The organism is Streptomyces sp. PTL18, assembly GCF_059510295.1.
Window position 1 is genome coordinate 94,714 of sequence record NZ_JCAJZO010000019.1, and the last position, 24,188, is coordinate 118,901.

The window sequence follows — 24,188 nt, forward strand, 5'->3', positions numbered from 1 at the left end:
AGTATGGGAAACGATGGGCGGGTATCGGGGATCGCGGGGACTCCTGGGGGTCCCTGGCTCCGGGCCGGGCCGCGCCCGTCAGTTCGCCGCCGCCTCCGTGAGCGCGTCCAGCACCGGGCGGATCAGTGGATGCTCCTCCGCGCCCCGGCGCACGGCCGCGAAGACCCGGCGCGTGGGCGCCACACCGTCGACCGGACGCACCACCACACCGGTGAGGTCCATACCGCGCAGTGCCGAGCGGGGCACCAGCGCCACCCCCGCATCCGCCGAGGCAAGGGCGACGACCGCCCGGAAGTCGTCCGAGGAGTGCTCGAGGCGGGGCTGGAACCCGGCGTGCTCGCAGGCCAGGACCACCACGTCATGGCAGGGATTGCCGGGGTAGGGGCCGATCCACGGGTCCTTGGCCAGCTCGGCGAGCGGGACCTCGGGGGCGTCCGCGAGGCGGTGGCTGACCGGTACGACGGCGTCGAAGGGCTCGGCGTACAGCGGGATGTGGGTCAGCCTGGGGTCGTCGGCGTCGGGGGCGCCCCGGTACTCCACGGCGACCGCCGCGTCGACCTGCCGGTCGAGGACCATGGGCAGGCTCTCGTCGCCCTCCGCGTCCTGGACGCGGACCCGGATGCCGGGTGCGCTGCGGGCGAGCCGGGACAGCGCGGGGGCGACGACCAGACCGATGCCGGTGGCGAAGGAGGCGAGCGTCACCGTGCCCGCCGAGCCCGCGCCGTAGGCCGCCAGCTCGGCCTCGGCGCGCTCCAGCTGGGCCAGCACGGCGTGGGTGTGGCCGAGCAGGATCTCACCGGCCGGTGTCAGCCGTACGCCCTTGGCGCCGCGCTCGACGAGCCGGTGGCCGGTTTCCTGTTCGAGTGCGGTGAGCTGCTGGGAGACCGCGGAGGGAGTGAGGTAGAGCGCGGCGGCAGCGGCCGTCACCGTGCGGTGGTCGGCCACCGCACGGAGGATGTGCAGCCGCCGCGCTTCGATCATGCGAACGATTATCGCAAGACTCCGGGGCGCCTCAGACGTCCAGTTCCGCCCGCGCCGCCACGAACGCGTCGACCGCGCGGTGGACGTCGTCCGTGGAGTGCGCCGCGGACAGCTGCACCCGGATCCGGGCCTGGCCCTGCGGGACCACGGGGTAGGAGAAGCCGATGACGTACACGCCGCGTTCCAGGAGCAGCTCGGCCATGCGTCCGGCCTTCGCGGCGTCACCGATCATGACCGGGGCGATCGGGTGGTCGCCCGGAAGGACGTCGAAGCCCTCCTCGGTCATCCGGCGGCGGAAGAGCGCCGTGTTCTCGTTCAGCTTCTCGCGCAGGTCGCCCGCCGACTCCAGCAGGCCGAGCACCTTGAGGGAGGCCGCGGCGATCACCGGGGCGAGGGTGTTGGAGAACAGGTACGGCCGGGAGCGCTGGCGCAACAGGGCGACGATCTCGGCGCGGGCGGCGACGTAACCGCCGGAGGCGCCGCCGAGCGCCTTGCCGAGGGTGCCGGTGACGATGTCCACGCGGTCCATGACGCCGTGCAGCTCGGGGGTGCCACGGCCGCCGGGGCCGACGAAGCCGACGGCGTGAGAGTCGTCCACCATCACCATGGCGTCGTAGCGGTCGGCGAGGTCGCAGATCTCGCGCAGCGGGGCCACATAGCCGTCCATGGAGAAGACGCCGTCGGTGACGATCAGCCTGCGGCGCGCCCCGCCCTCGGTGGCCTCCTTCAACCGCCGCTCCAGATCGGCGAGATCGCGGTTGGCGTAACGGAGGCGGCGGGCCTTCGACAGACGGATGCCGTCGATGATCGAGGCGTGGTTGAGGGCGTCGGAGATGACCGCGTCCTGCTCGCCGAGCAGGGTCTCGAAGACACCGCCGTTGGCGTCGAAGCAGGAGGAGTACAGGATGGTGTCCTCCTGGCCGAGGAAGGCCGAAAGGCGCGCCTCCAGCTCCTTGTGCACCTCCTGCGTCCCGCAGATGAAGCGCACCGACGCCATGCCGTAGCCCCAGCGGTCCAGTGCCGCGTGGGCGGCGGCGATCACCTCGGGGTGGTCGGCGAGGCCGAGGTAGTTGTTGGCGCAGAAGTTGAGCACCTCGCCGGGGCGGCCGCCCGCGGTGACGTTGACGGTCGCGGACTGCGGGGTGCCGATCACGCGCTCGGGCTTGTGCAGCCCGGCGGCGCGGATCTCGTCGAGGGTGGCGCGCAGGTCGTCGCGCACGGAGTCGAACATGGAGGGGCTCCTAGAAGTGCTTGCGCCGCAAGGGAGTTACGCGGTCCAGTCGAGGATGATCTTGCCGCCACGGCCGCTCGCCGCGTCGGCGAACGCCGCCTCGTGGTCGCGGTGGTCGTACCGGCCGGTGATCACGGGCGCCAGGTCGAGGCCGCCCTCCAGCAGGACCGACATCGCGTACCACGTCTCGAACATCTCGCGTCCGTAGATGCCCTTGATGGTGATCATCGAGGTGACGACGCGCGTCCAGTCGACGGGGAACTCCTGGGAGGGCAGGCCGAGCATCGCGATGCGGCCGCCGTGCGTCATGTTGGCGATCATGTCGCGCATGGCCTCGGGGCGGCCGGACATCTCCAGGCCGATGTCGAAGCCCTCGCGCAGGCCGAGTTCGCGCTGACCGTCGGCGATGGTCGCCTCGGAGACATTCAGGGCGAGGCTCGCGCCGATCTTGCGGGCGAGGTCCAGGCGCTCCTCACTGACGTCGGTGACGACGACGTTGCGGGCGCCCGCGTGCCGGGCCACGGCAGCGGCCATCAGACCGATCGGGCCGGCACCCGTGATCAGGACGTCCTCACCGACCAGCGGGAAGGACAGGGCGGTGTGCACGGCGTTGCCGAACGGGTCGAAGATCGCGGCGACGTCGAGGTCGACGGGGACGCGGTGCACCCACACGTTCGTGGCGGGCAGCACCACGTACTCGGCGAAGGCGCCGTCCCGCCCGACGCCGAGCCCGACGGTCGCCCGGCACAGATGGCGGCGTCCGGCCAGGCAGTTGCGGCACTTCCCGCACACCAGGTGGCCCTCGCCGCTGACCCGGTCGCCGACGCCCACGTCCGTGACGTCCCGTCCGGTGGCGACGACCTCGCCCACGAACTCGTGCCCGACGACCAGGGGCGTGCGGATCGCCTGCCGCGCCCAGCCGTCCCAGGCACGGATGTGCAGGTCGGTTCCGCAGATCCCGGTCCGCAGCACCTTGATCAGTACGTCACCGGGGCCGACGGCGGGCTCCGGAACGTCCATGAGCCGGAGCCCTGGTTCCGCCTTGTCCTTGACCAGCGCCTTCAACGCTACGGCTCCTGGGAGTGAGGTCCGGCTCAGGGCGCACCGAAGGGGCCCGCGCCGGGGGGAGGGATGTGAAGTCGCTCAGAAATCTGCCGCATCGAGGATCGGCGGTCCATCGAGGATTTCTTAAGCGCGACCGCAGCTTTCCTTCACGCCCCGCGCCGCCGGCCACCACCCCGCACGCCCCCGCGTCGCCGGCCGCCACCCCGCACGCCTACGCACCGCCGGGTCCTGCCGTCAGGCACGTTGGATATCACCGGTCTCCCTGCCCGCGATCCGTTCGGTCAGCTCCGCCGCGAGTGACTTGATGGTGTCCAGGCCCGCGCGGCCCCAGGGACGCGGTCGCACGTCGAGGGCGCAGACCGTGCCGAGGGCGATGCCCGTGGGGTCCATGAGCGGGGCGCCGAGATAGGAGCGGACACCGAGTTCGTCGACGAGCGGGTTGCCGGCGAAGCGGGGGTAGTCGCGGACGTCCTCCAGGACCAGGGCCTTGCGCCGGACGACCACATGCGGGCAGAAGCCGTACTCACGGCCCAGATGACGGACGGGCTCGCCGTCGGCACCGTCCCGGTCCGCGGGCGCGGTCAGGGGGCGGTCGTCGGGCTGGTGGAGCCCGGCGAAGTACTGCCGGTGTTCCTGGACGAAAGTGACCATGGCGTACGGCACCTCGGCGAGCCCGGCGAGCCGGGCGGCGAAGGAGTCGAGCTCCGGTTCCGCACGCTCGCCGAGGTCCAGCCGGCGCAGCCTGCGGGCGCGCTCGGGGGCGTCCCCGTCCTGAGGGGTCAGCAGCAGTCGGCTCAGTCTCATGCGCGGGCTCCGCGGCTCGTGGCGGGTGCCGGCGTGTGCGCGAGCAGGTGGCGGACCAGGGTGAGCAGGGTCTGCACCCCGGAGCTGGAGATCCGGGCGTCGCAGCGCACGACGGGAATCCGGGGGTGCAGGTCGAGGGCGGCGCGCACCTCCTCGGGCGCGTAGCGGTGGGCGCCGTCGAACTCGTTGGCTGCGACGATGAATCCGAGGCCGCGGCGCTCGAAGAAGTCGACGGCGGCGAAGCAGTCCTCCAGGCGACGGGTGTCGGCGAGGATCACCGCGCCGAGGGCCCCCTCCGACAGCTCGTCCCACATGAACCAGAAGCGTTCCTGTCCGGGCGTCCCGAACAGGTACAGCACATGCTGCGGATCCAGGGTGATACGGCCGAAGTCCATCGCCACCGTCGTCTCTACCTTGCCCTCGACGCCGTCGAGGCGGTCGGTGGCGGCGCCGGCCGTGGTGAGCAGTTCCTCCGTGCTCAGTGGTGCGATCTCGCTCACCGCGCCCACGAAGGTCGTCTTGCCGACGCCGAACCCTCCGGCGACCAGGATCTTCAGCGCGGTGGGGAAGGGGTCAGAGCTGTCGTCGTAGTCCATCGAGCACTGCCTCCAGAAGGGACCGGTCGGTGGGGTTGTGGTGGTGTGCGGGGGGCTCGGTGGTGAGCGCCCCGCAGTCGAGGAGGTCGGACAGCAGCACCTTCGTGACCGCCGCCGGCAGCCTCAGGTGGGCGGCGACCTCGGCGACCGGGACGGGCGAGCGGCACAGGCCGAGCGCCTGGGCGTGCTCGGGGCCGAGCAGGCCGAGGGGGGTGGAGCCGGTGGCCATCACCTGCGACAAGAGGTCGAGCGCGGCGGTCGGGCGGGTGCGGCCGTTGCTGATCGTGAAGGGACGCACCAGCCGCCCGGCCGCGTCGTCGAGCCAGGGGCCGTCGCCGGCCGCGGTGACGCTCAAGGCCGCATCGCCCGGTGCTGGTTGGTGCTCTGGTCGGGCTGGTCGGCGTTTCGGCGTGGCGCGGTCGTCAGATACGGTCGCACGCTCTTGACGAGCATCGCCATCTCGTAGCCGAGGACCGCCGCGTCGGCCTCGCGGTCGGCCAGCACGGCGAGACAGGTGCCGGAGCCGGCGGTGGTGACGAACAGCAGGGCCGAGTCGAGTTCGACGACGACCTGCCGTACGTCACCGCCGTCCCCGAAGCGGACGCCCGCGCTGCGGCCGAGCGCGTAGAGGCCGGAGGCGAGGGCGGCCATGTGGTCGGCGCTGTCCGGGTCCAGGCCGTGCACGGCCTTCACGAGCCCGTCGCAGGAGAGGAGGACCGCGCTCGTGGTGTGCGGTACGCGCTGGACGAGACCGCTCATCAGCCAGTCGAGGTCATGGGCCTGGTCGGTCGGCGCTTCGCTCGCCATGGTGGATCGACTCCTTGGGGTACGCGGGTCTGTGGGAGCGGGTGGGGTCGGGGCGGTCATCCGGGCGGGTGGCCCACGTTGTGACGGTTCGTCAGGTCGGGCTCGGTCGGGTTCGGCTCCCGGAGGGCTTCCGCGAGGCCGATGCCCCGTCGGAACGCGGCCATCAGGCCCGGGTCGTGGCCGGTGTACCGGTCGGCCTCCTGGCGGACGGGCGCGGTGGGGCCGCCGCGGAGCTGGGGCGCGAGGTGTTCCTGGGCGCGGCGACGGGGCAGCGAGGGTCTGGCCGGGGCCGATCCCGCCGTGTCGGCGCGCGGCGTCGGCGGTCTGGCGGCGTTCTCCGCGAGGGTCGCCTGGTCGGCGGGGCGGATGCCGGGCGGGGCGTCGGCGGGTGTGGGCCGTGATGTGTCGCTGTCGCGCACCGGCAGCGGGGTCCGGAGCGGGTCGGCCGGGATGCCGTCGGGTGCCGGCCGGCGGGGTTCGTGACGCACGGGGTGTTCGGACGCGGGGGCGGAGGGGTGGGTGGGACGGGTGTGGGGCGGGGGCGCGACGGGCGTGGTGTGCGGGCCGGCCGCGGTGACGGCGGGCCATGGGGCCGCTGCAACGGCCGTGCCCCGCGCGCTCGTTGCGATCGACCCGCTCCGGGGGCGGACCGCACCTCGGGCGCTCCGGCCGCCTGTGGGGACCGCGGTGCCCTGCGGTGCCACCGGTGTCATCGTCGCGGCCGCGCCGGGTTCCGGGCCGAGCAGCCCCTGCGGCAGGACGAGGACCGCCTGCACACCCCCGTAGATGTTGGTCTGCAACCGGACGTGGATGCCGTGCCGGCGGGCGAGTTGGGAGACCACGTAGAGGCCGATGCGGCCGTCCGCCAGCAGCCCGGCGACACTGAACCGCTCCGGGTCGGCGAGCAGGGCGTTCATCTTGTTCTGTTCGGTCGGGGGCATGCCGAGCCCGCGGTCCTCGACCTCCACGGCGAGCCCCGAGGTGACGAGGCCGGCCCGGAGCAGCACCTGGGTGTGCGGTGGCGAGAACACCGTGGCGTTCTCGACGAGTTCGGCCAGCAGGTGGATCACGTCGGCGACGGCGTGTCCGCGCAGGGTGCCGTCGACCGGCGGTACGAGTCTGACCCGCGTGTACTGCTCGACCTCGGCGGTCGCGGAGCGCAGCACCTCGGTCATGGGCACCGGGTTGCTCCACTGCCGGCGTGAGACGGCGCCGCCGAGCACGGCGAGGCTCTCGGCGTGACGCCGGATGCGGGTGGCGAGGTGGTCGATGTGGAAGAGGCCCTTGAGCAGGTCGGGGTCCTCGATGTCGTTCTCGAGCTCGTCCAGGATGGAGATCTCCCGGTGCACGAGCGACTGCAGGCGCCGCGCGAGGTTCAGGAACACCTCCAGCTTCTGTTCGCTGTCCGCCCGGCTGGAGAGCTGTGCCGCCTGGACGACCGCGGCGACGGCACCGTCGTGGGCGCGCGCCAGCTCTGCGGCGAGCTGTTCGAACTCGTCGGCGTCGGCGTCGGGTGTGCGGCGCGGCGCACGCGCGGACGGTGTCTCGCCGCGGCGCAGCGCCTCGACGAGGGCGCGCAGGTCGGCCGCGTCGCGGGCGCTGTCGCGGCGCAACGCGTCGAGGCGGCCCGCCACGGACCGGGCGGTGCGCTCGGCGGCCACGGCGGCGATCAGGATGCCCACCGCGGTGACTGCGAGGGAACCCGCGAGCACGGCCCAGAGCGCGAGGGTGGGGCGTGCGCCGGTGGTGCGGATCGTGAAGAGCACCGCGGCACAGGCGGCGAGGGCCACCGCGAGGGGCGGCAGGACGGCCAGACGCCGCAGCTGGGGTCGTACCCGGAGCTCTGGGTGCGGCAGGACCGCCCGGGCGGCGGGCCGCCCGTGGCGCCCGCCCTCGCGGCGGTCTTCGCGTGCGGCGGGTGCGCGAAGGTGAGACATCGGCGTCCTCGTACTGGGTGGCGTCGGGGGCGTGGGGGCTCCCGCGGTCTGCGCGACTCGGGCACGCGCCATCGCGGCGCCGGTCGAGAGAGCCGACGTTCCGGCCCTGCGTCGCCCGACGGACACTCAGAGTAGTCACCCTTGAGGCGCGTGGGGTGGCCTGTTGACAAAGTCCTCCGGAGAGCTTCCCGCTCCGGTATGACCTGTCGTACGACAGACCGATAACCGCCTCGGCCATGCATTCTCACTTGCCATCGAAGCGATCAGAGCTGATCAGAAGCGGTCGCACGGGAAAGGCGAGTCACTGAGGAGTTTCCCGCTCCCCCACCCCGGATCCACTCGAACGCCTATCGAAAAGCCGGCCCGCCGGAGGGCTTCCGCACCCCGGCACCCCGGACCGCCCCTCCGGGATCGTCACCCGGAGTGTCAGCGGCCGCGACGCCGAGCGCGGCACCGGCCGACCGCGGGACGGCACCGGTCAACCCGGGCGCGTACGCGACTCCCGGGGAGTGCCGATGATCACGGGTGCGCTTCGGCCCGGGGGCGACGGCACAGGTACTGTCGTTGCCGACGAGCGGGCCGCCGGGGCGGTCGGCCCCTCGGAGAACCGACAGCACCACGGGTGGCGCGGAGGAGGACGACTCACGCCACCCTCATGTGAGGGGATACGACCATGACTGTGGCACGCCGGCCCACGCTCAGCGATGTGGCGGAGCAGGTCGGCGTCAGCGCCAAGACGGTGTCGCGGGTGCTCAACGGTGACGGGCCGGTCGCCGCCGAGACCCGTGAGCGGGTGATGGAGGCCGTGCGACGGCTGGGCTTCCGGCCCAATCTCATGGCCCGGCACATCCGCCTCGGCGGCAGCGACACCGCCATCGGGTTGATCGTGCCCGACATGAGCAACCCGTTCTTCGCCACGGTGGTGAGCGGGATCGAGTCGGTGACGCACAGCCGGGGTCTCACCCTGCTCGTCGGCTCCTCGGCCCAGGACGCCGAACGCGAACGCTCCCTCGTCGGGACGTTCCTGGCGCGTCGAGTCGGCGCCCTGCTCATGGCGCCGATCGTGGAGGCGGACCACGGTTACCTCAAGGCCGAGCGCTCCGCGGGGCTGCCGGTGGTCTTCCTCGACCGTCCCGGCACCGGCCTGGCCGCCGACAGCGTGCTCAGCTCCAACCGGCAGGGAGCCCGCGAAGGCACCGCGCACCTGATCGCGCACGGCCACCGCAGGATCGGCTTCGTCGGCAACACGCCCGCCCATCCCTACACCCGCCGCATGCGCCTGCGGGGTTACCGGGACGCCCTCGCGGAGGCCGGGCTGCCGTACGACAGGGCACTGGTGACCGGCGGCCACGACATGCAGTCGGCAGCCGCCGACACCGAGCGCCTGGTGAACCTGGCGGACCCGCCGACGGCGCTGTTCGCGGCGAACAACTTCGCTTCGATGGGGGCCGTGCTGGGCCTCGCCCGGGCCGGCCGCAGGGACGTCGCACTGGTCGGCTTCGACGACATACCGCTCGCCGAGGTCCTGGAGCCCGCCCTCACCGTGGTCGCGCAGGACCCGGCGGCCATGGGCGCCGCGGCCGCGACGATCGCACTGGCCCGCCTGGACGGCGACCGCTCCCGAACCCGCACCACGGAGATACCCACCCGGCTGATCCCCCGCGGCTCGGGAGAGCTGCGCCCCCACTGACCCTGCCGACTTCGCGGTCGGTGCCGCCGACGAGACGCGGGGTGGCCGTTCGTCGAATGGCCGGGGATCGACCTGGCCCGCCGACGGCCGACTGCGTACGATGCGAGCGCTCCCGGCCTTCACAGCTCGCTCATGGTTTCTCCACGAGCCGGGAGCAGGCGCGCCTCTGGTTGACGTGCTCATGACCATTCAGCGCGCATGTCACCCCCCACCGAGCGAAGGAGAACCATGGCCGGCGGACTGCTCCTGAGCGGCGCGATCGCCGCTCTTCTCACCACCACGATTCCGGCGCAGCACCACTCGCCCGTCTTCACCGACCCGCCTCCGGACAAGATCGTCATCGACGTCGCCACGGTCAACGGCTCCGGCTGTCCCCAGGGCACCACCGCCGTCGCCGTCTCGGAGGACAACACCGCCTTCACGGTCACCTACAGCGACTACCTCGCCCAGGCCGGCGGGAACTCCGACCCCATCGCCTTCCGCAAGAACTGCCAGCTCAACCTGGTCGTGCACGTCCCCCAGGGGTTCACCTACGCCATCGCCAGCGCCGACTACCGCGGCTTCGCCTCGCTCCAGCAGGGCGCGAGCGGCACCCAGCGGGCCTCGTACTACTTCCAGGGCTCCTCGAACACGGCGTACCGCAGCCACCCCCTCAACGGCCCCTACAACGACAACTGGCAGGCCACCGACAGCACCGACTGGGCCCAGCTCGTCTGGGCGCCCTGCGGAGCCCAGCGCAACTTCAACATCAACACCGAACTGCGGGTCAACGCGGGCACGTCCGCGCCCGGCAAGGTCAGCTTCATGACCATGGACTCCACCGACGGCGACATCAGCACCGTGTACCACATGGCCTGGAAGGAGTGTCCGCGCTCCTGAACGACAGCCGGCGGGCGGGTGGGCGCGGCGGCGCCCACCCGCCCGTCGGCGTCACCGCGGCACGGCCGGTGGCGGGCCGGCGTCACGGCGCAGTGGGCGCGGTGGACGGCCGTGTCCCGGTGGAACCCGACGCCGGGTCCTTCTTCCACGGGCTCACGCTTAGCCTGCCGGTGGCCAGGTTCTCGCGACGTGGTCGACCGGAAGTCCGCGAACCTGCGTCGCACTGCGGCGGAGCCCGAGGCCGTTCACGGACGAGCGCCGAGGTCGTCGTCAGGCCCGGCCGGGGACTGCCGCCCTCGGGTCTTCACCGAGGCCCGTCATTGCGGCGGCACGGTCATCGGCGCCCGTCTGCGGGACCGTCCGGCGAAGCCCCGGTGATCCCGTCGTCGGGAAGCGCGATGACGATCTCCGGTGGTGTGGTCAGGGTGTTCCTGACCGTGCAGCGGGACACCGCCGACCGGAGGGCGTCCCGTCGGTCGGCGGGGAGCGCGGGCGCGCGCACCCGCAGGCGGAGCGAGGTCACGCGGGGCGCCCGGCCGGTCGCCGTACGGAAGTCGGTCTCGATCCGCAGCCCCTCACGGCTGAGGTCGTGGCGGCCGAGGAACCGGCCGGCGCAGTGCGCGACGCACGCGGTCAGCGACGCCACGAGCAGTTCCACGGGGGTGGGCGCCGTGTCGGTGCCGCCGTCCGGCACCGGCTGGTCCACGGCCAGTATGTGTCCGCGCAAGCGGACTTCGTACGCGTCCGCGGCGATCGGCACGGCGTCCGCGTGGCCCGGCGGCCCCGGGACCCGCGGGACGAAGGCGGCGGCCTGGTGCAGCAGCAGTCCGGCGACGCGCCGGGCTTCCTCGGGGGTCAGCGAGGCCAGGGTCTCGCCGCGATCGTGGGGTTCACAGGTGATGCCGAGCATGACACGCGCCATGTTCGGGGGCATGCCCTCGGGTGTGAACCCGGAGACGGTGACCGTACGACCGCGCCGGGTCCGCACGCCGTCCGCGAGCCGTTGCCTTGCGTTCACGATGTCACCGTCCCAACTCGGCGCGCGGCGCCGGTGCGACCACGCGCCGTACTCCACCTCGATGTGCCGGGCCTACGCCTTCCGTGTCTCCTCGGGGTGCGGTCGCCTTGTGCCGACACCTCCAGTGCACCGCGCCCGCTCCCCTGCCGCTGAGGCCGAACAGCCCATGCTCAGCGACCCGAACGTCCCTGCTCCGCTGATCAGTGCGATTCCGGTACGACGGCCACCGGGCACTCGGCGCGGTGCAGCAGTGCGTGGGCCGCCCGGCCCAGGTGGAGCGCCCGGCGGTCGTGGCCGCGCCGGACGCCGATGACCAGGAGGTCCGCGGCGGCCGAGCGGTGCAGGAGAACCCTGCGGGCGGTTCCCTCGACCGCGGACCGGTGCACCCGGGCGTTCGGATGGTCGGCCACGGCGTCCTGGAGCAGGGCGTCGATCAGGGTGACCGCCTGCTCCTCGCAGCAGTGCGCCGGGTCCCCGGCCAGCAGGGGGTGGTCGATCGGCCGGTGCGCGGGACGGCGCCAGACACGGACGACGTCCAGGACGCAGTGCCGCACCTCGGCCTCGCGCAGGGCGAACCGCACCGCCGCGCCGCTCGTGCCCGGCTCCCCCGCCCCCAGCAGGACCCGGTCGTGGGTGCCCTCCAGGCCGGCCCTGTCGCCGCGCACAACGATCACCGGCCCACGGGCACGGCCCGCGACGGTGAGGCTGATCGACCCGAGGAGCAGCCCCGTCAACCGCCCGCGGCCGCGGCTGCCCATCACGACGGCCGACGCGTGGTGCGCCGCGCGCAGCAACGCGTCCACCGGGTCCTCGGGCAGGACCTCGGCGGTCACCTCGACCTCCGGGTTGCGCCGCCGGACGCGTTGCGTGGCGGTGGCGACGACGTCCGCAACGTCCGGGGGCACGTCCTCCTCGTCACCGGCGGAGGCGTACAGGAGCCGCACGGGCAGCCCGTGCCGGGCCGCCTCGTCGGTCGCCCAGTCCACCGCCACGAGGCTGCACTGCGATCCGTCGACGCCCACCACCAGAGGCGCCTCCATGATGCTCACCGCCCTTCGTCCCACTCCGGTACGACTCGCTTTCACCGTCACACCGGCCGCGGAGCGGTGAGAGGGGCGCTTCGGCCCCTCGTGGGGGACCTTCGGCCCCGGGTCGGGGACCTTCGGCCCGCCACCGTGCCGGGGCGGCCCTGCGAAGTCCCCGCGGATCCGCGGGGGACGGGGCATGGAATACGGCGCGGCGGGCGGCCGTTGGGCTCTGCTGTGATCAATCGGCTCTGCTGTGATCAAGAGGTGCGCGGGCAGCGTACCGGCCGGGTACGGAGGGATCGGGACCGATGAGCGACGTCACCAGCACTGAGGACGTGGGCGTGCTGAAGGAGACCGTCGGGCGGTACGGCGTCTGGAGTGCCGGGCTGCGCGCGGAGGATCCGGCCCGGCGCGGCGAACTGGCCGACGCCGCCGCCGAGCTGGAGGAACTCGGCTTCGGCGCGGTCTGGCTGGGCGGCAGCAGCGCGGTGCGCCACGCGGTGCCGCTGGTCGAGGCGACCTCGCGGCTCGTCGTGGCGACCGGCATCCAGAGCATCTGGCAGTACGAGGCCGACGACACCGCGGCGAGCGTCGCGGAGCTGGAGCGGACCCACCCGGGGCGCTTCCTGCTCGGCCTCGGTGCGAGCCATGCGAGGCTGGCGGCCCAGTACCGCCGCCCGTACTCGGCCATGGTCGGCTATCTGGACGCCCTCGACGCCGCCGGGGTACCGGCCGGGCGCCGGGTGCTGGCCGCGCTGGGGCCGAAGATGCTGGAGCTGTCCCGCCACCGCGCGGCCGGCGCGCACCCGTACCTGGTGACCACCGACCACACGGCCGAGGCCCGGGCGGTCCTCGGTGACGGCCCGTTGCTGGCTCCCGAGACGAAGGTGGTTCTGGAGACCGACCCGGACCGCGCCCGCGCGACGGCTCGCGACGCTCTCGCCGTCTACCTCGGGCTGCCCAACTACACCAGGGCGCTCGCCCGGTTCGGCTTCACCGAGGACGACTTCGCGGGCGGCGGCAGCGACCGGTTGGTCGACGCGTTGTTCGCCTGGGGTGACGACGACCGGGTCCGGGAGCGGATCGAGGCCCATCTGACGGCGGGCGCGGATCATGTGGCCGTCCAGGTGGTCGACGGCCGGCCCCGGGACTCCCTTCCCCGGGCGGCCTGGCGCCGCCTGGCCGCCCTGCTGGGCTGACCCGAGGCGCGAGCCGGGGCCCGTTGGTCCGTCCTACTGTGGTCCTCGGCACAGGATCCCCGACCCGGACGAGACGACGGAGTCCCCATGACGACCCTTCCCGATCGACCCAACACCGCGCTGCTCGTGATCGACGTCCAGAACGGGGTGATGGCGGGCACCCCCCGCCGCGACAGTGTGGTCGCGAACATCGGCACGCTGGTCGACAGGGCCCGCGAACGGGACGTGCCCGTGGTCTGGGTGCAGCACTCCGACGACCGGCTGAAGCGGGACAGCGAGAGCTGGGAGTACGTGCCGGAGCTGGTACGCCGGGACGACGAGCCCCTGGTCCACAAGCTCTACGGCGACTCGTTCGAGGACACCGAGCTGGAGACGGTGCTCGCCGAGCGCGCAGTGGGCCGGCTCGTCGTCACCGGTGCCCAGACCGACGGGTGCATACGCTCCACACTCCACGGCGCGTTCGTCCGCGGCTACGACGTGACCCTGGTGGGTGACGCGCACACGACGGAGGACCTGACGGAGTACGGCGCGCCGTCCCCCGAGCAGGTGATCGCGCACACCAACCTCTACTGGAACTGGCACAGCGCTCCCGGGCGCCACGGCGGAACGGTCGGCACGGCGGAGGTGACATTCGCACCGGCCGATGAGGGATGAATCCGGCGTACCGGGTAGAAGTGGTGCGACCCCCGGGCACGGTCGTAGCGTGGCACGGGAGTCCGGAGACACCCGAGACAGACGGGCGGGAGCGGACATGCGCAATCACACAGTCACCAAGGCGGTCCTGCTCGGTGCCGTGGCATCGCTGGCAGCGGTCATGGGAACGGCGTCCGCGGCTCCGGCCACGGCGCCGCCGGCCGCGCCCACCGCGCAACGGCAGTCCGGGAACCCCGTCGTCGTCGACTGCTTCCGGCAACCGGAAGTGCGCCCCGGCGCCTTCATGATCGCCTGCGGGGACGGCAACAGCCTCCTGTCCTCGGTCCACTGGTCGCAGTGGGGGGCGAGCTCGGCGGCGGCCGAAGCCGTCAACATGGTCAACGACTGCAAGCCCTACTGCGCGGCGGGCACGTTCCGCTCGTATCCCGTCACCGTGCGGCTCGACCACCCGCAGCCCTGGAAGAAGCACCCGCAGCTGCAGCACTACACCCGGATGAGCCTGACCTACACCGACGGCAGGCCGGAGGGGTCCGGACGCATGGTCACCTACACCCTCTGGGACTGATCGCGCCGGGACCGCGTGTCCCCGCTCATGCCGGGTCGCGCCACCGGACGGCGGTGAGCCCCACCGGGTTGCCGGACGGGATCACTCCCGAGGTCAGCACCTTCCGGGCCAGTGGGGCGAGCAGTTCCGCCAGTCGTGTGGTGGCGTCGTGTCCGAGCGCCCGCCACGGCGCCCCCGCGACGGCGTCGGTCGCCGCTTCGACAGCGTGGCGCTCGGCCGTTCCGGCGGCGGTCAGGCGCCCGTCGCCGTCGATCCACCCGCGTTCCCGCAGCACCGCCTCGGTGTCCTGCCAGGTGGCGGCGTCCCATTTCCGGCCCGCACGCAGCAACGCGCCGTCCGACTCGCCCGCAGCGGCCTTGAGCACCATCGCCTCGACCGGACCGATGCCGCGGCTCACCAACACCGCGACATGTCCGTCACCCCGGTGTTCACGAAGCGTCGTCGCCGCCTGCCAGAGCCGCACATGCGGCTGGGCCGGCCGTTCCAGGGCCTGGTTGGCCGCGCCGAGCACCCGCCCGGCGGTGTCGGCCGCCTCCGCCGCGTCCCAGGCGAGATCGGCGGCCCGGGCCATCGGCGTGCTCTGCACGGCTTCCTCCCCGTACAGCCGCCGCATGGCGCGGTCCACCGCCCGCTCCCTGGCCGCCAGCAGGTCCGACGGCGTCGCGTACCGCCAGGCGTCGGGCAGCGCCCGCGCCACCCGGTCGGGGTGGAAGACATAGAAGCTGCTGGTGACGGCCGCAGCGGAAACAGGTCCGAGCGGTGCGGCGCGCAGAGCGAAGTAGCCCATCCAGAAGCCGCGCATCCCGGCCTCGTCGGCCGTCTGCCGCGCCTCAGGGGTGAAGTACACGAGGTCGTGCACCGGCTCCAGGAGCTCCCACATCAGCCGGGAGGAAACCTCACCCACCCTGCCCCCTCGACTCGTCGTCCCCGTACCCGGTCGGGCCGATTATGACAGCTGTCATAGCACACATCGTCGCAGCCGTCACAGGGGAACGGCAGGGGACGCGCAGGGGGTGCCGATCGGCCCGACCATGTTTGGGGGCCGCGCCACCGATCACTCGACGTGGTGAGTGACCCCCAGTCGGCATGCGACGTGGAGGAGCAACGGTGGCTGGAGAAGAGAAGGCCAAGGCGAAGTTCGAACAGGCCAAGGGCAAGATCAAGGAGAGGTTCGGCCGCGCGCTCGGCAATGAGTCCGCGACGGCCGAAGGGCGAGGCAAGAAGTCCAAGGGCGACATGCGCCAGATGAAGGAGAAGGCGAAGGACATCTTCAAGCGCTGACGCGCGAGGCGCCCATGGGCGGGGCCCCGGTCGACCGGGGCCCCGCCGCACGTCCGGCGTCGGCCCGCCCCCACCGCTCAGCGTCCGTCGTCGCGACGCAGCGGCCCCCAGGAACCGGACTGACGGTCGACCTCGGTCTCGGCCTCCCTGATGACCTTCTCGTCGACCCAGCCGACCGGCTCCACGTCGCACACGAGCGGCTCGTTGTCGGGTCCGCGCCCCTCGACCCGCCCCCGCAGCACCCAGGGGCGCACGCCTTCCCCCTTCTCGCGGGGCAGGTGCGAGTAGTCGTGCAGCCGCCGCGCCACCCACAGCTCGACGGGCCGACCCGCCCACCAGGGCTCCACCCGCAGGGGGTTGGCGGACAGCCCGGGCATCGGGACACCGGTGAGATCGTCCCTGCTCCTCGCGTTGCCCAGATCGGAAGAGGGGCCCCGCGACCAGCGGACATACAGGTCGGAGTCGCGGCCCACCAGGGCCCCCAGCTCACCGAGGGTCCGTACCACGGGAAGGTCGTCCGTGGCGTTCATACGGTCGCTCCTCCTCACGGTCGCCCACCCCGGTGGCCCCTCCGCCACCGTTTCCCCACCACGACGTCACCGATGCGCTGCCCCCTCGGCGGTCACCCCCGGGTACCCGTGTGCCGGAGGACCATCCCTGAGGCGGTGCGCAAGGTCCAGGGCCGCTGTTCCGGAGATCGGCGGCCGCTCCTCCGGAGCACTGCGGCCGCCGTCCCCCCTCGTCGTAGCGGTCGCCCGCCGTCGGCGGGACCCGGCCCGGGCACAGGTCGTCGTCCGTCAGCTCGACGTCGATCGCGGCGGCACCCCCGACCTCACCGGTGCCCCAACCGCCCGCGGCGTGTTCCGGGTGAGCCCTGCCGCGCACGCCTGGTGGTCGCGTGCACCGAAGTCAGGGACGCGGCCGACGAGCTCCCTCGGCGGCCTTGCGGCCGACGCCTGCGTACACCCAGAACTCCCGCGGGCTGTCCGGCACCGGTTCGTGCGGGTCAGGGCGCCACAGCGGTACGTGGACCAGGCCGGGGTCCACCAGGTCGAAGCCGTCGAAGAGGGCGAGGATCTCGTCGCGGGAGCGCGCGGTGACCGGTGACGTCGCCCGTGACCGGTACAGCTTGCCCACGGCGGCGGCCGTGTCCGGCCGGTCCTGGTTCGTGGCATGGCTCATCGCCAGCCAGCTGCCCTCGGGAACGGCGTCCCGGAAGGCGGCCACGAGGCCTGCCGGGTCCTCCGCGGGAGTGATGAAGTGCAGGATCGTGATCATCAGTACGGCGACCGGCTGCTCGAAGTCGATCAGTCTCCGCACCTGCGGCGAGGCCAGGACGTCCCGCGGCCGCCGGATGTCGGCGTCGACGATGTCCGCGTGCGGGTTGTCGGCGAGCAGGGAAGCGCTGTGTGCCACGGCCACCGGGTCGTTGTCCACGTAGACCACTCGCGCACCCGGACTGGCCTCCTGCGCCACCTCGTGGACGTTGCCCTGGGTGGGAATGCCCGAGCCGAGGTCGATGAACTGCCGCACCCCGGCCTCGATCAGGAAGCGCACGGCCCTTCGGAGAAAGGCGCGGTTGGCTCGCGCCAGGGTGCGCACCTGGGGGTCGATGGCGGTGAACGCCGCCAGTGCCTCCCGGTCGATCGTGAAGTTGTGCTGTCCGCCCAGCATGGCGTCGTACATCCGGGCGACGCTCGCCTTGTCGGGATCAACGCCCTGCGGGAGGCCCTCGTTACCCGGCATCGCAACTCCCCCACCCTTCGCTGATCTTGATGGCCCATCATATAGTTTGCCAACGACCATGCGGCGAGGTGATCCCCTGCCGCCCGGCCGCACCCGGCCACCACCCGGAAAGGCATGACCCTGCGGAACGAAGCACGCAGCCACTTCGGCGAAGCACCGGCGGCCGCGAGCTCGCCCCGTCGGCTTCCCTTCTCCCCCGCGGCCGACGTCATCGGCTCCGAGCTCGATCTGCACCTGACCGGCAGTCACATCGTGCACGCGCTGACGCCCGGGTTCTGCGACGCGGCATCGGTCTACCTGCTCCAGCGCTGGCTCGTGGAGGAGAACGCCTACGCCGTCGCGAACCCGCCGCAGATCGAGGCCCGTCGCCTCGCACTGCGCGTGGGCACCGACGCGGCGGAGGACTGGGAGGGCATACTTCCGGTCGGCGAGGTGATCGTCTTCCCCCGCGAGACGCCCTACGCACGCGCCCTGGCCACCCGGCGCGCACAACTGCTCGACACGGTCGACGCCCACACCTCCGAACGCCTGACCGCCTCCGGCGGCGACAAGTCCCGGATCAACCGGCTGCTCCAGACGGTTTCCTTCCTTGTGGTGCCGCTGCATCTGCGCGGCACCGCCGTCGGTTTCATCGTCGGCAGTCGCGGCCCCCACCGGACCCCCTTCGGGCCCGGCGAGGCCGCGGCCGTCGAGTCACTGGCCGCGCGGGCCTGCGTGGCTCTGGACAACGCACGCCGGTACGAGCGCGAGCGCCGCACCGCTCTGGCCATCCGGCGAAGTCTGCTGCCCACCACCGCGCAGGAGTTCGAAGGGTGCCGCATCGCCCACGGCTACCTTCCCGCCGGACACGACAACGTCATCGGGGGCGACTGGTTCGACGTCCTCTCCCGGCCGGGCGACCGCATCGGTCTGGTCGTCGGGGACGCCATGGGGCACGGACCGGAGTCGGCGGTCGCCATGATCCAGCTGCGTACGGCTGTGCGCACCCTGGCGGGGCTCGAGATCGCCCCCGCGGAGCTGATGCGCCGACTCGACGCACTCGCCTGCGAGACCCCGGGTGCCTCCTTCGCCACCTGCATGTACGCCGAGTGGGACGCTCAACGCCGTACCTGCACGTTCGTCGGCGCCGGCCACCCGCCCCCGCTGATCCGGGGCCCGGACGGACGGGCCGCACCCGTCGCGCTCACCAGCGCCGGTCTGCCGCTCGGCCTGGGAACGGGCACCTACGAACCGACCGTGCTGCACGTACCCGAACCCGCGCTGCTGCTGCTCTACAGCGACGGCCTGGTCGAGTCCCGCCACACCGACATCGACCAGGGCATCGCCGCCCTCGCCGGCCTCCTGGACGCGTATGCCGCGCCACCGGGCTCCCCCGGCCCGGGCGCCCTGCAGGCACTGGGCCGGCGCCTGCTGCACGACACACCGGCCGGCGACGGCACGGACGACCGGACCGTCCTCCTCGCCGAGCTGACGCCCGTGCGAGGCTGAACGACCTGGCCTCATCACCGTCTTGTGGGCGTGACGGGGCGATGGAACGCTTCCCCTCCGCCGGCACCACCCGGAGTCGGTGAACCGGAGGGGGAGAGCCCATGGAGTTGGAGCTGCGGCATCTGCGTGTGCTGTGCGCGATCGCCGACGCGGGGAGCGTGGGACGGGCCGCGGCGGACCTGGGGTACTCGCAACCGGCCATGAGCACCCAACTCCAGCGCATCGAGCGCCACTTCGGCCAGCAATTGTTCGAGCGCGGGGCATCGGGGATGCGGCCCACGGCGTACGGCCTGGAGGTCGTGGCCCGGGCACGGGAGGTCCTGGCTCGGGTCGAGGCGATCGGACGCCGTCCGTCCGCGGGCAGCGCGAGGACGCGTCGGACCCTGCGTGTGGCCGCGACCAACTCGCCGATCCTGCCGGGGATGGCGGTCCGGGTCCGGCGCCGGCTACCGGATGTGTCGCTCACGGTGAGCAGCGTGTACGCGTCCTCCCGGATCGTCGAACTCCTTCAGGAAGGCGTGACGGAGGCGGCGATCGCCGCGGACTACCCGGGGAGGGAGTTGCGCCATTCGGCAGCGGTGGCGCATCGCGGGATCGTCACCGAGCCGACGTTCGTGGCTCTGCCGGCTGGTCACCGGCTCAGACACCGCCCTCAGGTCGCGCTCGCCGACCTGGCGGAGGAGGGATGGTTCGTGACACCCGACGACGGGGCAGGCTGGCCGGGGGTGTTCTACGCGGCATGCGAGGCGGCCGGCTTCTCACCCGCGGTGGTGCACGAATTCCTCGGCGACCGGACGCAGTTGCAGCACATGATCGCCGACGGCCTCGGGGTGTCCTTGGTGCAGGCGACACTCCGGCCGACGCCGGGCGTGCTGGTCAAACCCCTGACGGGTACACCTCTGTGGTGCCGCTACGTACTGGCCTGGCGGCGCGACAGGGTTCCCGATGAGCTGGCCGAGACGCTGTACGCCTGCGCAACCACCGCCTACCAGGATCTCGTCGCCCGCTCACCGCATCTGCGGACGTGGGTTTCGAGGACGCGGAGCGTGACAGGGGCGTAGCCCCGGTGAACACCCGGACGGATGCGATGTCACGTCGGGGCATGGCAGGTCCGGGGGCATGGCAGGTCGGAGGCATGGCAGGTGTTATGCCCCGACGGTGCAATGTGCTATGTCACACCCCATTGTGACGACGGACGGCCGCTGAGAAGGTGCCTCTCACGCCTCATCACCGCTTGCGAGGCGCATCTATCCGTGAAGGAGCCCAGATGCGCTACCCCTTCGCCCTGCCCAGACGCGCGGTCGGCGCCCTCGCCGTCTGTGCCGCGGTCTCAAGCCTCCTGACCGCACCGGCCCTCGCCGCTCCGTCGGCGGCCCGCACCGACGCCGTCACCGCGTCCCGGAACCCGGTGCCCCCTCCGACCGGTTCGGATTTCAGCGCCTCGGACCGGGCCTTGCAGGGCCGGCGGGTCTCCCCGGACCGCCTCCCGCCCCTGCGAGCGGAGTCACCCGTGCGTGCTCCGGCCTCCGGCGCCGGACCGAAGGCCGCGCCCGACACGCGGCCCTGCTCCCCCGCCGACTTCGGCGACCGCAGCGGGTCCGCACTCGCGGCGTTCGTCGCGACCTCGACCGTGGAGTGCGTCAACAGCCTGTTCGCCGTCACCGGCAAGGACGCGGGCGCGGTCTTCCGTGAGCCGCAGATGGTCGCCGTCGCCCACGCCTTCACGCACGCGGCCCGGCGGTACTGCGGCGACAACTCGGCCGGCATCTGGCAGCTCGTGCTGTTCCTGCGTGCCGGTTACTACGTGCAGTTCAACAACCCGTCCGACGTCGGCCCCTACGGCACGACTCTGACCACGGCCACGGCCCGCGGCCTGGACGCCTTCTTCGCCCGCCGGCATGCGCGGGACGTCACCTCGGCGAACGGCGACGTGCTGGGCGACGTCGTCGTCCTCACCGACAGCGCCGACCTCCAGGGGCGTTACCTGAACGTCTACCGCAGGGTGCTGAGGGGGTACAACAGCTCCTATGACGCCGTCGCCGCCATGGTTGCGGCCGTCAACGACGTCTACACACCGCTCTGGCGCGGAAACTGGAACCCCGCCTACGTCGCCGCGGTCACCGCCGACCCCCGCATCCTCCGGACCCTCCACGCGTTCGCCCTCCACCACCGGGACCTCCTGCGGACCGACCGTGCCTACCTGGATTCCAACGCCGGCATGAACCTGGCCCGCCACGTCGAGCATGCCGAGCTGCAGGCCACGGTGCGCCCGCTGGTCAAGAGCCTGTTGAAAGCGTCCCGGATCACCGGGCCGACGGCCGGGCTGTGGGTCGCGGTCGCAACTCAGGCGGACTCCTACGACAAGGCTCACTGCTCGTACTACGGCATCTGCGACCTCACCGACAGACTGACGAAGGCGGCGCTGCCCGTCACCCATGCCTGCGACGCGACCCACACCATCCGGGCCCAGGCCCTGACCGCCGCCGACCTTGCCGCCACGTGTGCGAGCCTGGCCGGCCAGGACCCGTACGTCCACGCTCTCGTCGACGACGCCGGACCGATACCCGGTCAGTACGAATCAACCGTCCAGCTCGTCGTGTTCGCCGACCGCACCGATTACCGGACCTATGCCGGGGCGATCTTCGGCGTCAGCACGGACAACGGCGGTATCACCCTGGTGGGGGATCCGGCCGACCCCCGCAACCAGCCCGTTTCGATCATGTACCAGAAGGGGGACGACGACGGCTTCCCGGCCCGGATCTGGAACCTCAACCACGAGTACACGCACTACCTGGACGCCCGCGACGACATGAAGGGCGACTTCTCCCGGCAGACCGCGGTGCCGGACGTCTGGTGGATAGAGGGTCTGGCCGAATTCGTCTCCTACAGCTACCGCGGCATGACCGACCAGCAGGCGGTCGCCGAGGCGGGCAGGCACACCTACACCCTGAGCACGCTGTTCCAGAACACCTACGCCAACAGCGACGTGACCCGCACCTACCCGTGGGGCTACCTCGCGGCCCGCTACATGTTCGAAAGGCATCCGGCGGACATCCGGAAGATGCTCGCCCGCTTCCGGGTCGGCGACTATCCGGGCGGATACGCCGTGTACGCCTCCGGCATCGGCACCCGTTACGACGCCGACTTCGACGCCTGGCTGACCGCGTGCGCGGCGGGCGCATGCGCCGACCCGGGCACGGGCGTCCTCCGGCACGGCCAGGTGCCCGGGAGGGGGTAGGGCCGGACGGCGGCACCGCCGGTTCATCCATGGAGAGCGGCAAGGTCCGTACCCGGCAGATGGATCCAGCCCTCGCGGGCCGCGGCGGCGCGCTCGTCCGCCGTACGCGGCCCGACGGTCTCCCCGAGCAGGACGGCACGGGCGACCAGGGCGCAGACCAGGGCGTCGAGGTGGTCGTGGCTGTCGGCGCACCGCTCCCGGACGGCCCCGGGCAGTGGCGCCCCCAGCCCGGCCTCGACCGAACCGATGATGTACGCGCGGACGGCCCGCGCCTCGGGCGCCGCTCTCTTGTAGCTGCCGGTGGGGCGGATGCCCCAGCGCCGCAGCGCGGCAGCGGGGTAGACCTCCGCGACCGGTCCGGAGCCGTCCCGGGGCACCTCCACCCCCGCCGCCGCGAGTGCGTCGAGCAGCCGTGCCGCCCGGAGCGCCACGACGCCCAGCAGATCGGTGGACACCGACAGCGGAGGCCGCATGGCGGTGGCCTTCCAGGTGATGTCGTCGGTCAGCCGGAACCGCAGCGGGTCGAGGCCCGGCCTTCCGTCCGCGTGCTTCCCGTATCCGGCGGGAGGCGGCAGCCGCTCACCCCGCTGATGTGCCCGGACCGTCTCCACGAAGCTCGACGGCCAGCCGAGCGGACAGTCCAGGCCGGTCTTGTCGGCCGACCGGATCACTGCCAGCAGGCCGTCGTCCCCCTCGGGCTCGAGGAACTCCGCCGTCACCCCCGGTGTGCGATCCCAGACCATCCGGCACACGGCGGTACGCCGGGCGCTCGCGGCGAGATCGACGCCGACCGTCACCGTCTGTCGTCGCTTCACCCCCGGAATGCTCCCGCAGCGTGCCTGCCGGATCCACCCCTACTCGTCCTCGGTCACCGTCAGCTCGACGCCGCCGACGAAACCGGCCGACATGTTGTAGACGAAGGCGGCCAAAGTCGCCAGCGCCGTGGTCAGCGCGACCTCGAGCACCGCGACACCGGCGGTCACGGCGAGCGCCCAGCCCAGCGAGCGCCAGGCGACCGCTCCGAGCACGCTGAGCAGCGCCCAGAGCAGGGCGACGGTCATGAGGGAGCAGACCCCCAGAGCGAGCGATATCAGGAAGCTGGTCGTCATGACCGACCAGGGATCGGCCCCCGACAGCCGCAGCCGTGTGCGGGCCCCGCGCGGTGGGGGGCGGTCTCCGTCCGGCCGCCCGTCGGAGCCTGTGCCGTGCGGAGCGCCGGGGGTCGCGTTCATGGAATCCTCCTCACGCCTCGGCGAGCCGCTCAGACGGCGGCCGACACGCCCCGTTCGGCCCTCGAGGCGATGTGGTGCCGGGTGATCCGGCCGACCTCGTGCCAGAAGGGCTTGGCGGTCAGGTACGTGCCGAGCGCGGACAGAAAACCGATGGAGGCGTCGACGCTGATCCGGCCCTGCTTCGCCCAGTAGACGTCCTGCAGGTCCAGCAGCAGGGCGAACTCGTCGAGGATCAGTGCGGTCCCGCACCCGTAGGCCGCCGCCACGGCGGGATGACCGATGGCCCGTTCGTCACCGCGTACGGCGATCAGGCCCACGCCGGCCAGGGTGGCGATGCCGAAGTTGTAGTGGTGCAGGTGCTCTCCGGCCGCGGAGATGTTCCCCCAGGGCAGCCAGCCGCCCCGGATGCCGTGCGTGATGATCCGCACCGTGCCGAAGGTCACCCCGAAGGAGATCCATGTCACCAGCAACGACCGCTGCACAGGCGTGAGATGCCGGTCCGCCGCCTGACGCCACCGCTTGACGAGCGGCGAGCCGTGCGGACGGCCGCGCCGCTGGGTTCGAGATCCCATGACCGACCGACCTCCCACGCCGAACGGGCACCCGAGTGCGATGCCGACGTTATGTGCGGCGATGTCCCTGTGCATCGCGGAGGGTTGCCGCGAGCGGCCCCTCCGCGCCGGGGACGGCGCTGCGAAGGCCGTCCGCCCGGGGCCGACACGGCGGGCCGGGGACGGGCGGCGCCACGG

At 72.5% G+C, this 24,188-nt stretch carries 25 protein-coding genes; 9 read left to right on the forward strand and 16 right to left on the reverse strand.

The window, feature by feature from the left end; genetic code table 11:
- Positions 1-78: 78 nt before the first annotated feature.
- From AC5WS8_RS28785 to AC5WS8_RS28820, 8 genes are all read right to left on the reverse strand, one after another.
- Positions 79-981 (reverse strand): LysR family transcriptional regulator, encoded by a 903-nt coding sequence (locus AC5WS8_RS28785; protein WP_496106410.1) that lies wholly within the window; start codon positions 979-981, stop codon positions 79-81.
- Between the two features lie 31 nt (positions 982-1,012).
- Positions 1,013-2,212 (reverse strand): glycine C-acetyltransferase, encoded by a 1,200-nt coding sequence (locus AC5WS8_RS28790; protein WP_496106411.1) that lies wholly within the window; start codon positions 2,210-2,212, stop codon positions 1,013-1,015.
- 36 nt (positions 2,213-2,248) lie between these two features.
- A complete protein-coding gene (gene tdh, locus AC5WS8_RS28795; RefSeq protein ID WP_496106412.1) occupies positions 2,249-3,277 on the reverse strand; it encodes an L-threonine 3-dehydrogenase in 1,029 nt (342 codons plus the stop codon).
- Positions 3,278-3,511: 234 nt separating this feature from the next.
- A complete protein-coding gene (locus AC5WS8_RS28800; protein WP_496106413.1) occupies positions 3,512-4,081 on the reverse strand; it encodes a GAF domain-containing protein in 570 nt (189 codons plus the stop codon).
- Complete coding sequence (locus AC5WS8_RS28805) at positions 4,078-4,677, reverse strand: GTP-binding protein (RefSeq protein WP_496106414.1); 600 nt, start codon at positions 4,675-4,677, stop codon at positions 4,078-4,080. The genes AC5WS8_RS28800 and AC5WS8_RS28805 overlap by 4 nt, the downstream gene beginning before the upstream one ends.
- Complete coding sequence (locus AC5WS8_RS28810) at positions 4,655-5,032, reverse strand: DUF742 domain-containing protein (RefSeq protein WP_496106415.1); 378 nt, start codon at positions 5,030-5,032, stop codon at positions 4,655-4,657. The genes AC5WS8_RS28805 and AC5WS8_RS28810 overlap by 23 nt, the downstream gene beginning before the upstream one ends.
- Positions 5,029-5,484 (reverse strand): roadblock/LC7 domain-containing protein, encoded by a 456-nt coding sequence (locus AC5WS8_RS28815; protein WP_496106416.1) that lies wholly within the window; start codon positions 5,482-5,484, stop codon positions 5,029-5,031. The genes AC5WS8_RS28810 and AC5WS8_RS28815 overlap by 4 nt, the downstream gene beginning before the upstream one ends.
- A gap of 56 nt (positions 5,485-5,540) precedes the next feature.
- Positions 5,541-7,421, reverse strand: coding sequence for a sensor histidine kinase (locus AC5WS8_RS28820; protein WP_496106417.1), 1,881 nt, complete (start codon positions 7,419-7,421; stop codon positions 5,541-5,543).
- A gap of 673 nt (positions 7,422-8,094) precedes the next feature.
- On the opposite strand from AC5WS8_RS28820, the gene AC5WS8_RS28825 reads away from it, so the two are divergent.
- Positions 8,095-9,111 (forward strand): LacI family DNA-binding transcriptional regulator, encoded by a 1,017-nt coding sequence (locus AC5WS8_RS28825; RefSeq protein ID WP_496106418.1) that lies wholly within the window; start codon positions 8,095-8,097, stop codon positions 9,109-9,111.
- 228 nt (positions 9,112-9,339) lie between these two features.
- On the forward strand, positions 9,340-9,990 hold the full coding sequence (locus AC5WS8_RS28830; protein WP_496106419.1) for a DUF4360 domain-containing protein: 651 nt from the start codon (positions 9,340-9,342) through the stop codon (positions 9,988-9,990).
- 334 nt (positions 9,991-10,324) lie between these two features.
- Here the strand turns inward: AC5WS8_RS28830 and AC5WS8_RS28835 are convergent, their stop codons facing one another.
- Together AC5WS8_RS28835 and AC5WS8_RS28840 are read right to left on the reverse strand one after the other, a co-directional pair.
- On the reverse strand, positions 10,325-11,008 hold the full coding sequence (locus AC5WS8_RS28835) for an OsmC family protein (protein ID WP_496106420.1): 684 nt from the start codon (positions 11,006-11,008) through the stop codon (positions 10,325-10,327).
- A 200-nt stretch (positions 11,009-11,208) separates the two neighbouring features.
- Entirely contained in the window at positions 11,209-12,048 is an 840-nt protein-coding gene (locus AC5WS8_RS28840; protein ID WP_496106467.1) for a universal stress protein, read from the reverse strand.
- Positions 12,049-12,344: 296 nt separating this feature from the next.
- On the opposite strand from AC5WS8_RS28840, the gene AC5WS8_RS28845 reads away from it, so the two are divergent.
- From AC5WS8_RS28845 to AC5WS8_RS28855, 3 genes are all read left to right on the forward strand, one after another.
- Positions 12,345-13,235: an LLM class F420-dependent oxidoreductase gene (locus tag AC5WS8_RS28845; RefSeq protein ID WP_496106421.1), complete on the forward strand. Its 891-nt coding sequence runs from the start codon at positions 12,345-12,347 to the stop codon at positions 13,233-13,235.
- Positions 13,236-13,322: 87 nt separating this feature from the next.
- On the forward strand, positions 13,323-13,889 hold the full coding sequence (locus AC5WS8_RS28850; protein ID WP_496106422.1) for a cysteine hydrolase family protein: 567 nt from the start codon (positions 13,323-13,325) through the stop codon (positions 13,887-13,889).
- 97 nt (positions 13,890-13,986) lie between these two features.
- A complete protein-coding gene (locus AC5WS8_RS28855; RefSeq protein ID WP_496106423.1) occupies positions 13,987-14,454 on the forward strand; it encodes a hypothetical protein in 468 nt (155 codons plus the stop codon).
- A 25-nt stretch (positions 14,455-14,479) separates the two neighbouring features.
- Here the strand turns inward: AC5WS8_RS28855 and AC5WS8_RS28860 are convergent, their stop codons facing one another.
- On the reverse strand, positions 14,480-15,358 hold the full coding sequence (locus AC5WS8_RS28860; protein WP_496106424.1) for an SCO6745 family protein: 879 nt from the start codon (positions 15,356-15,358) through the stop codon (positions 14,480-14,482).
- 203 nt (positions 15,359-15,561) lie between these two features.
- Between AC5WS8_RS28860 and AC5WS8_RS28865 the strand changes: the two genes are divergently transcribed.
- Positions 15,562-15,735: a CsbD family protein gene (locus AC5WS8_RS28865; protein ID WP_496106425.1), complete on the forward strand. Its 174-nt coding sequence runs from the start codon at positions 15,562-15,564 to the stop codon at positions 15,733-15,735.
- A gap of 77 nt (positions 15,736-15,812) precedes the next feature.
- Here AC5WS8_RS28865 and AC5WS8_RS28870 read toward each other — a convergent pair whose 3' ends face one another.
- Both AC5WS8_RS28870 and AC5WS8_RS28875 read right to left on the reverse strand, forming a co-directional pair.
- Positions 15,813-16,265 (reverse strand): DUF6098 family protein, encoded by a 453-nt coding sequence (locus tag AC5WS8_RS28870; RefSeq protein ID WP_496106426.1) that lies wholly within the window; start codon positions 16,263-16,265, stop codon positions 15,813-15,815.
- A 379-nt stretch (positions 16,266-16,644) separates the two neighbouring features.
- On the reverse strand, positions 16,645-17,481 hold the full coding sequence (locus AC5WS8_RS28875; RefSeq protein WP_496106427.1) for an SAM-dependent methyltransferase: 837 nt from the start codon (positions 17,479-17,481) through the stop codon (positions 16,645-16,647).
- 114 nt (positions 17,482-17,595) lie between these two features.
- Between AC5WS8_RS28875 and AC5WS8_RS28880 the strand changes: the two genes are divergently transcribed.
- From AC5WS8_RS28880 to AC5WS8_RS28890, 3 genes are all read left to right on the forward strand, one after another.
- Positions 17,596-18,969 (forward strand): PP2C family protein-serine/threonine phosphatase, encoded by a 1,374-nt coding sequence (locus AC5WS8_RS28880; protein WP_496106428.1) that lies wholly within the window; start codon positions 17,596-17,598, stop codon positions 18,967-18,969.
- Positions 18,970-19,070: 101 nt separating this feature from the next.
- On the forward strand, positions 19,071-20,030 hold the full coding sequence (locus tag AC5WS8_RS28885; RefSeq protein WP_496106429.1) for a LysR family transcriptional regulator: 960 nt from the start codon (positions 19,071-19,073) through the stop codon (positions 20,028-20,030).
- Positions 20,031-20,236: 206 nt separating this feature from the next.
- Positions 20,237-22,207, forward strand: a complete 1,971-nt coding sequence (locus tag AC5WS8_RS28890) for a collagenase (protein WP_496106430.1) — start codon at positions 20,237-20,239, stop codon at positions 22,205-22,207.
- Positions 22,208-22,230: 23 nt separating this feature from the next.
- Here the strand turns inward: AC5WS8_RS28890 and AC5WS8_RS28895 are convergent, their stop codons facing one another.
- The 3 genes from AC5WS8_RS28895 to AC5WS8_RS28905 are packed head-to-tail and all read right to left on the reverse strand — an operon-like array spanning position 22,231 to position 24,011.
- Entirely contained in the window at positions 22,231-23,022 is a 792-nt protein-coding gene (locus AC5WS8_RS28895; RefSeq protein ID WP_496106431.1) for a DUF429 domain-containing protein, read from the reverse strand.
- Positions 23,023-23,061: 39 nt separating this feature from the next.
- The gene (locus AC5WS8_RS28900) at positions 23,062-23,439 is read right to left on the reverse strand and encodes a DUF3566 domain-containing protein (RefSeq protein ID WP_496106432.1); all 378 of its coding nucleotides are present in this window, start codon (positions 23,437-23,439) and stop codon (positions 23,062-23,064) included.
- A gap of 29 nt (positions 23,440-23,468) precedes the next feature.
- Positions 23,469-24,011, reverse strand: a complete 543-nt coding sequence (locus AC5WS8_RS28905) for a hypothetical protein (RefSeq protein ID WP_496106433.1) — start codon at positions 24,009-24,011, stop codon at positions 23,469-23,471.
- Between the last annotated feature and the right edge of the window lie 177 nt (positions 24,012-24,188).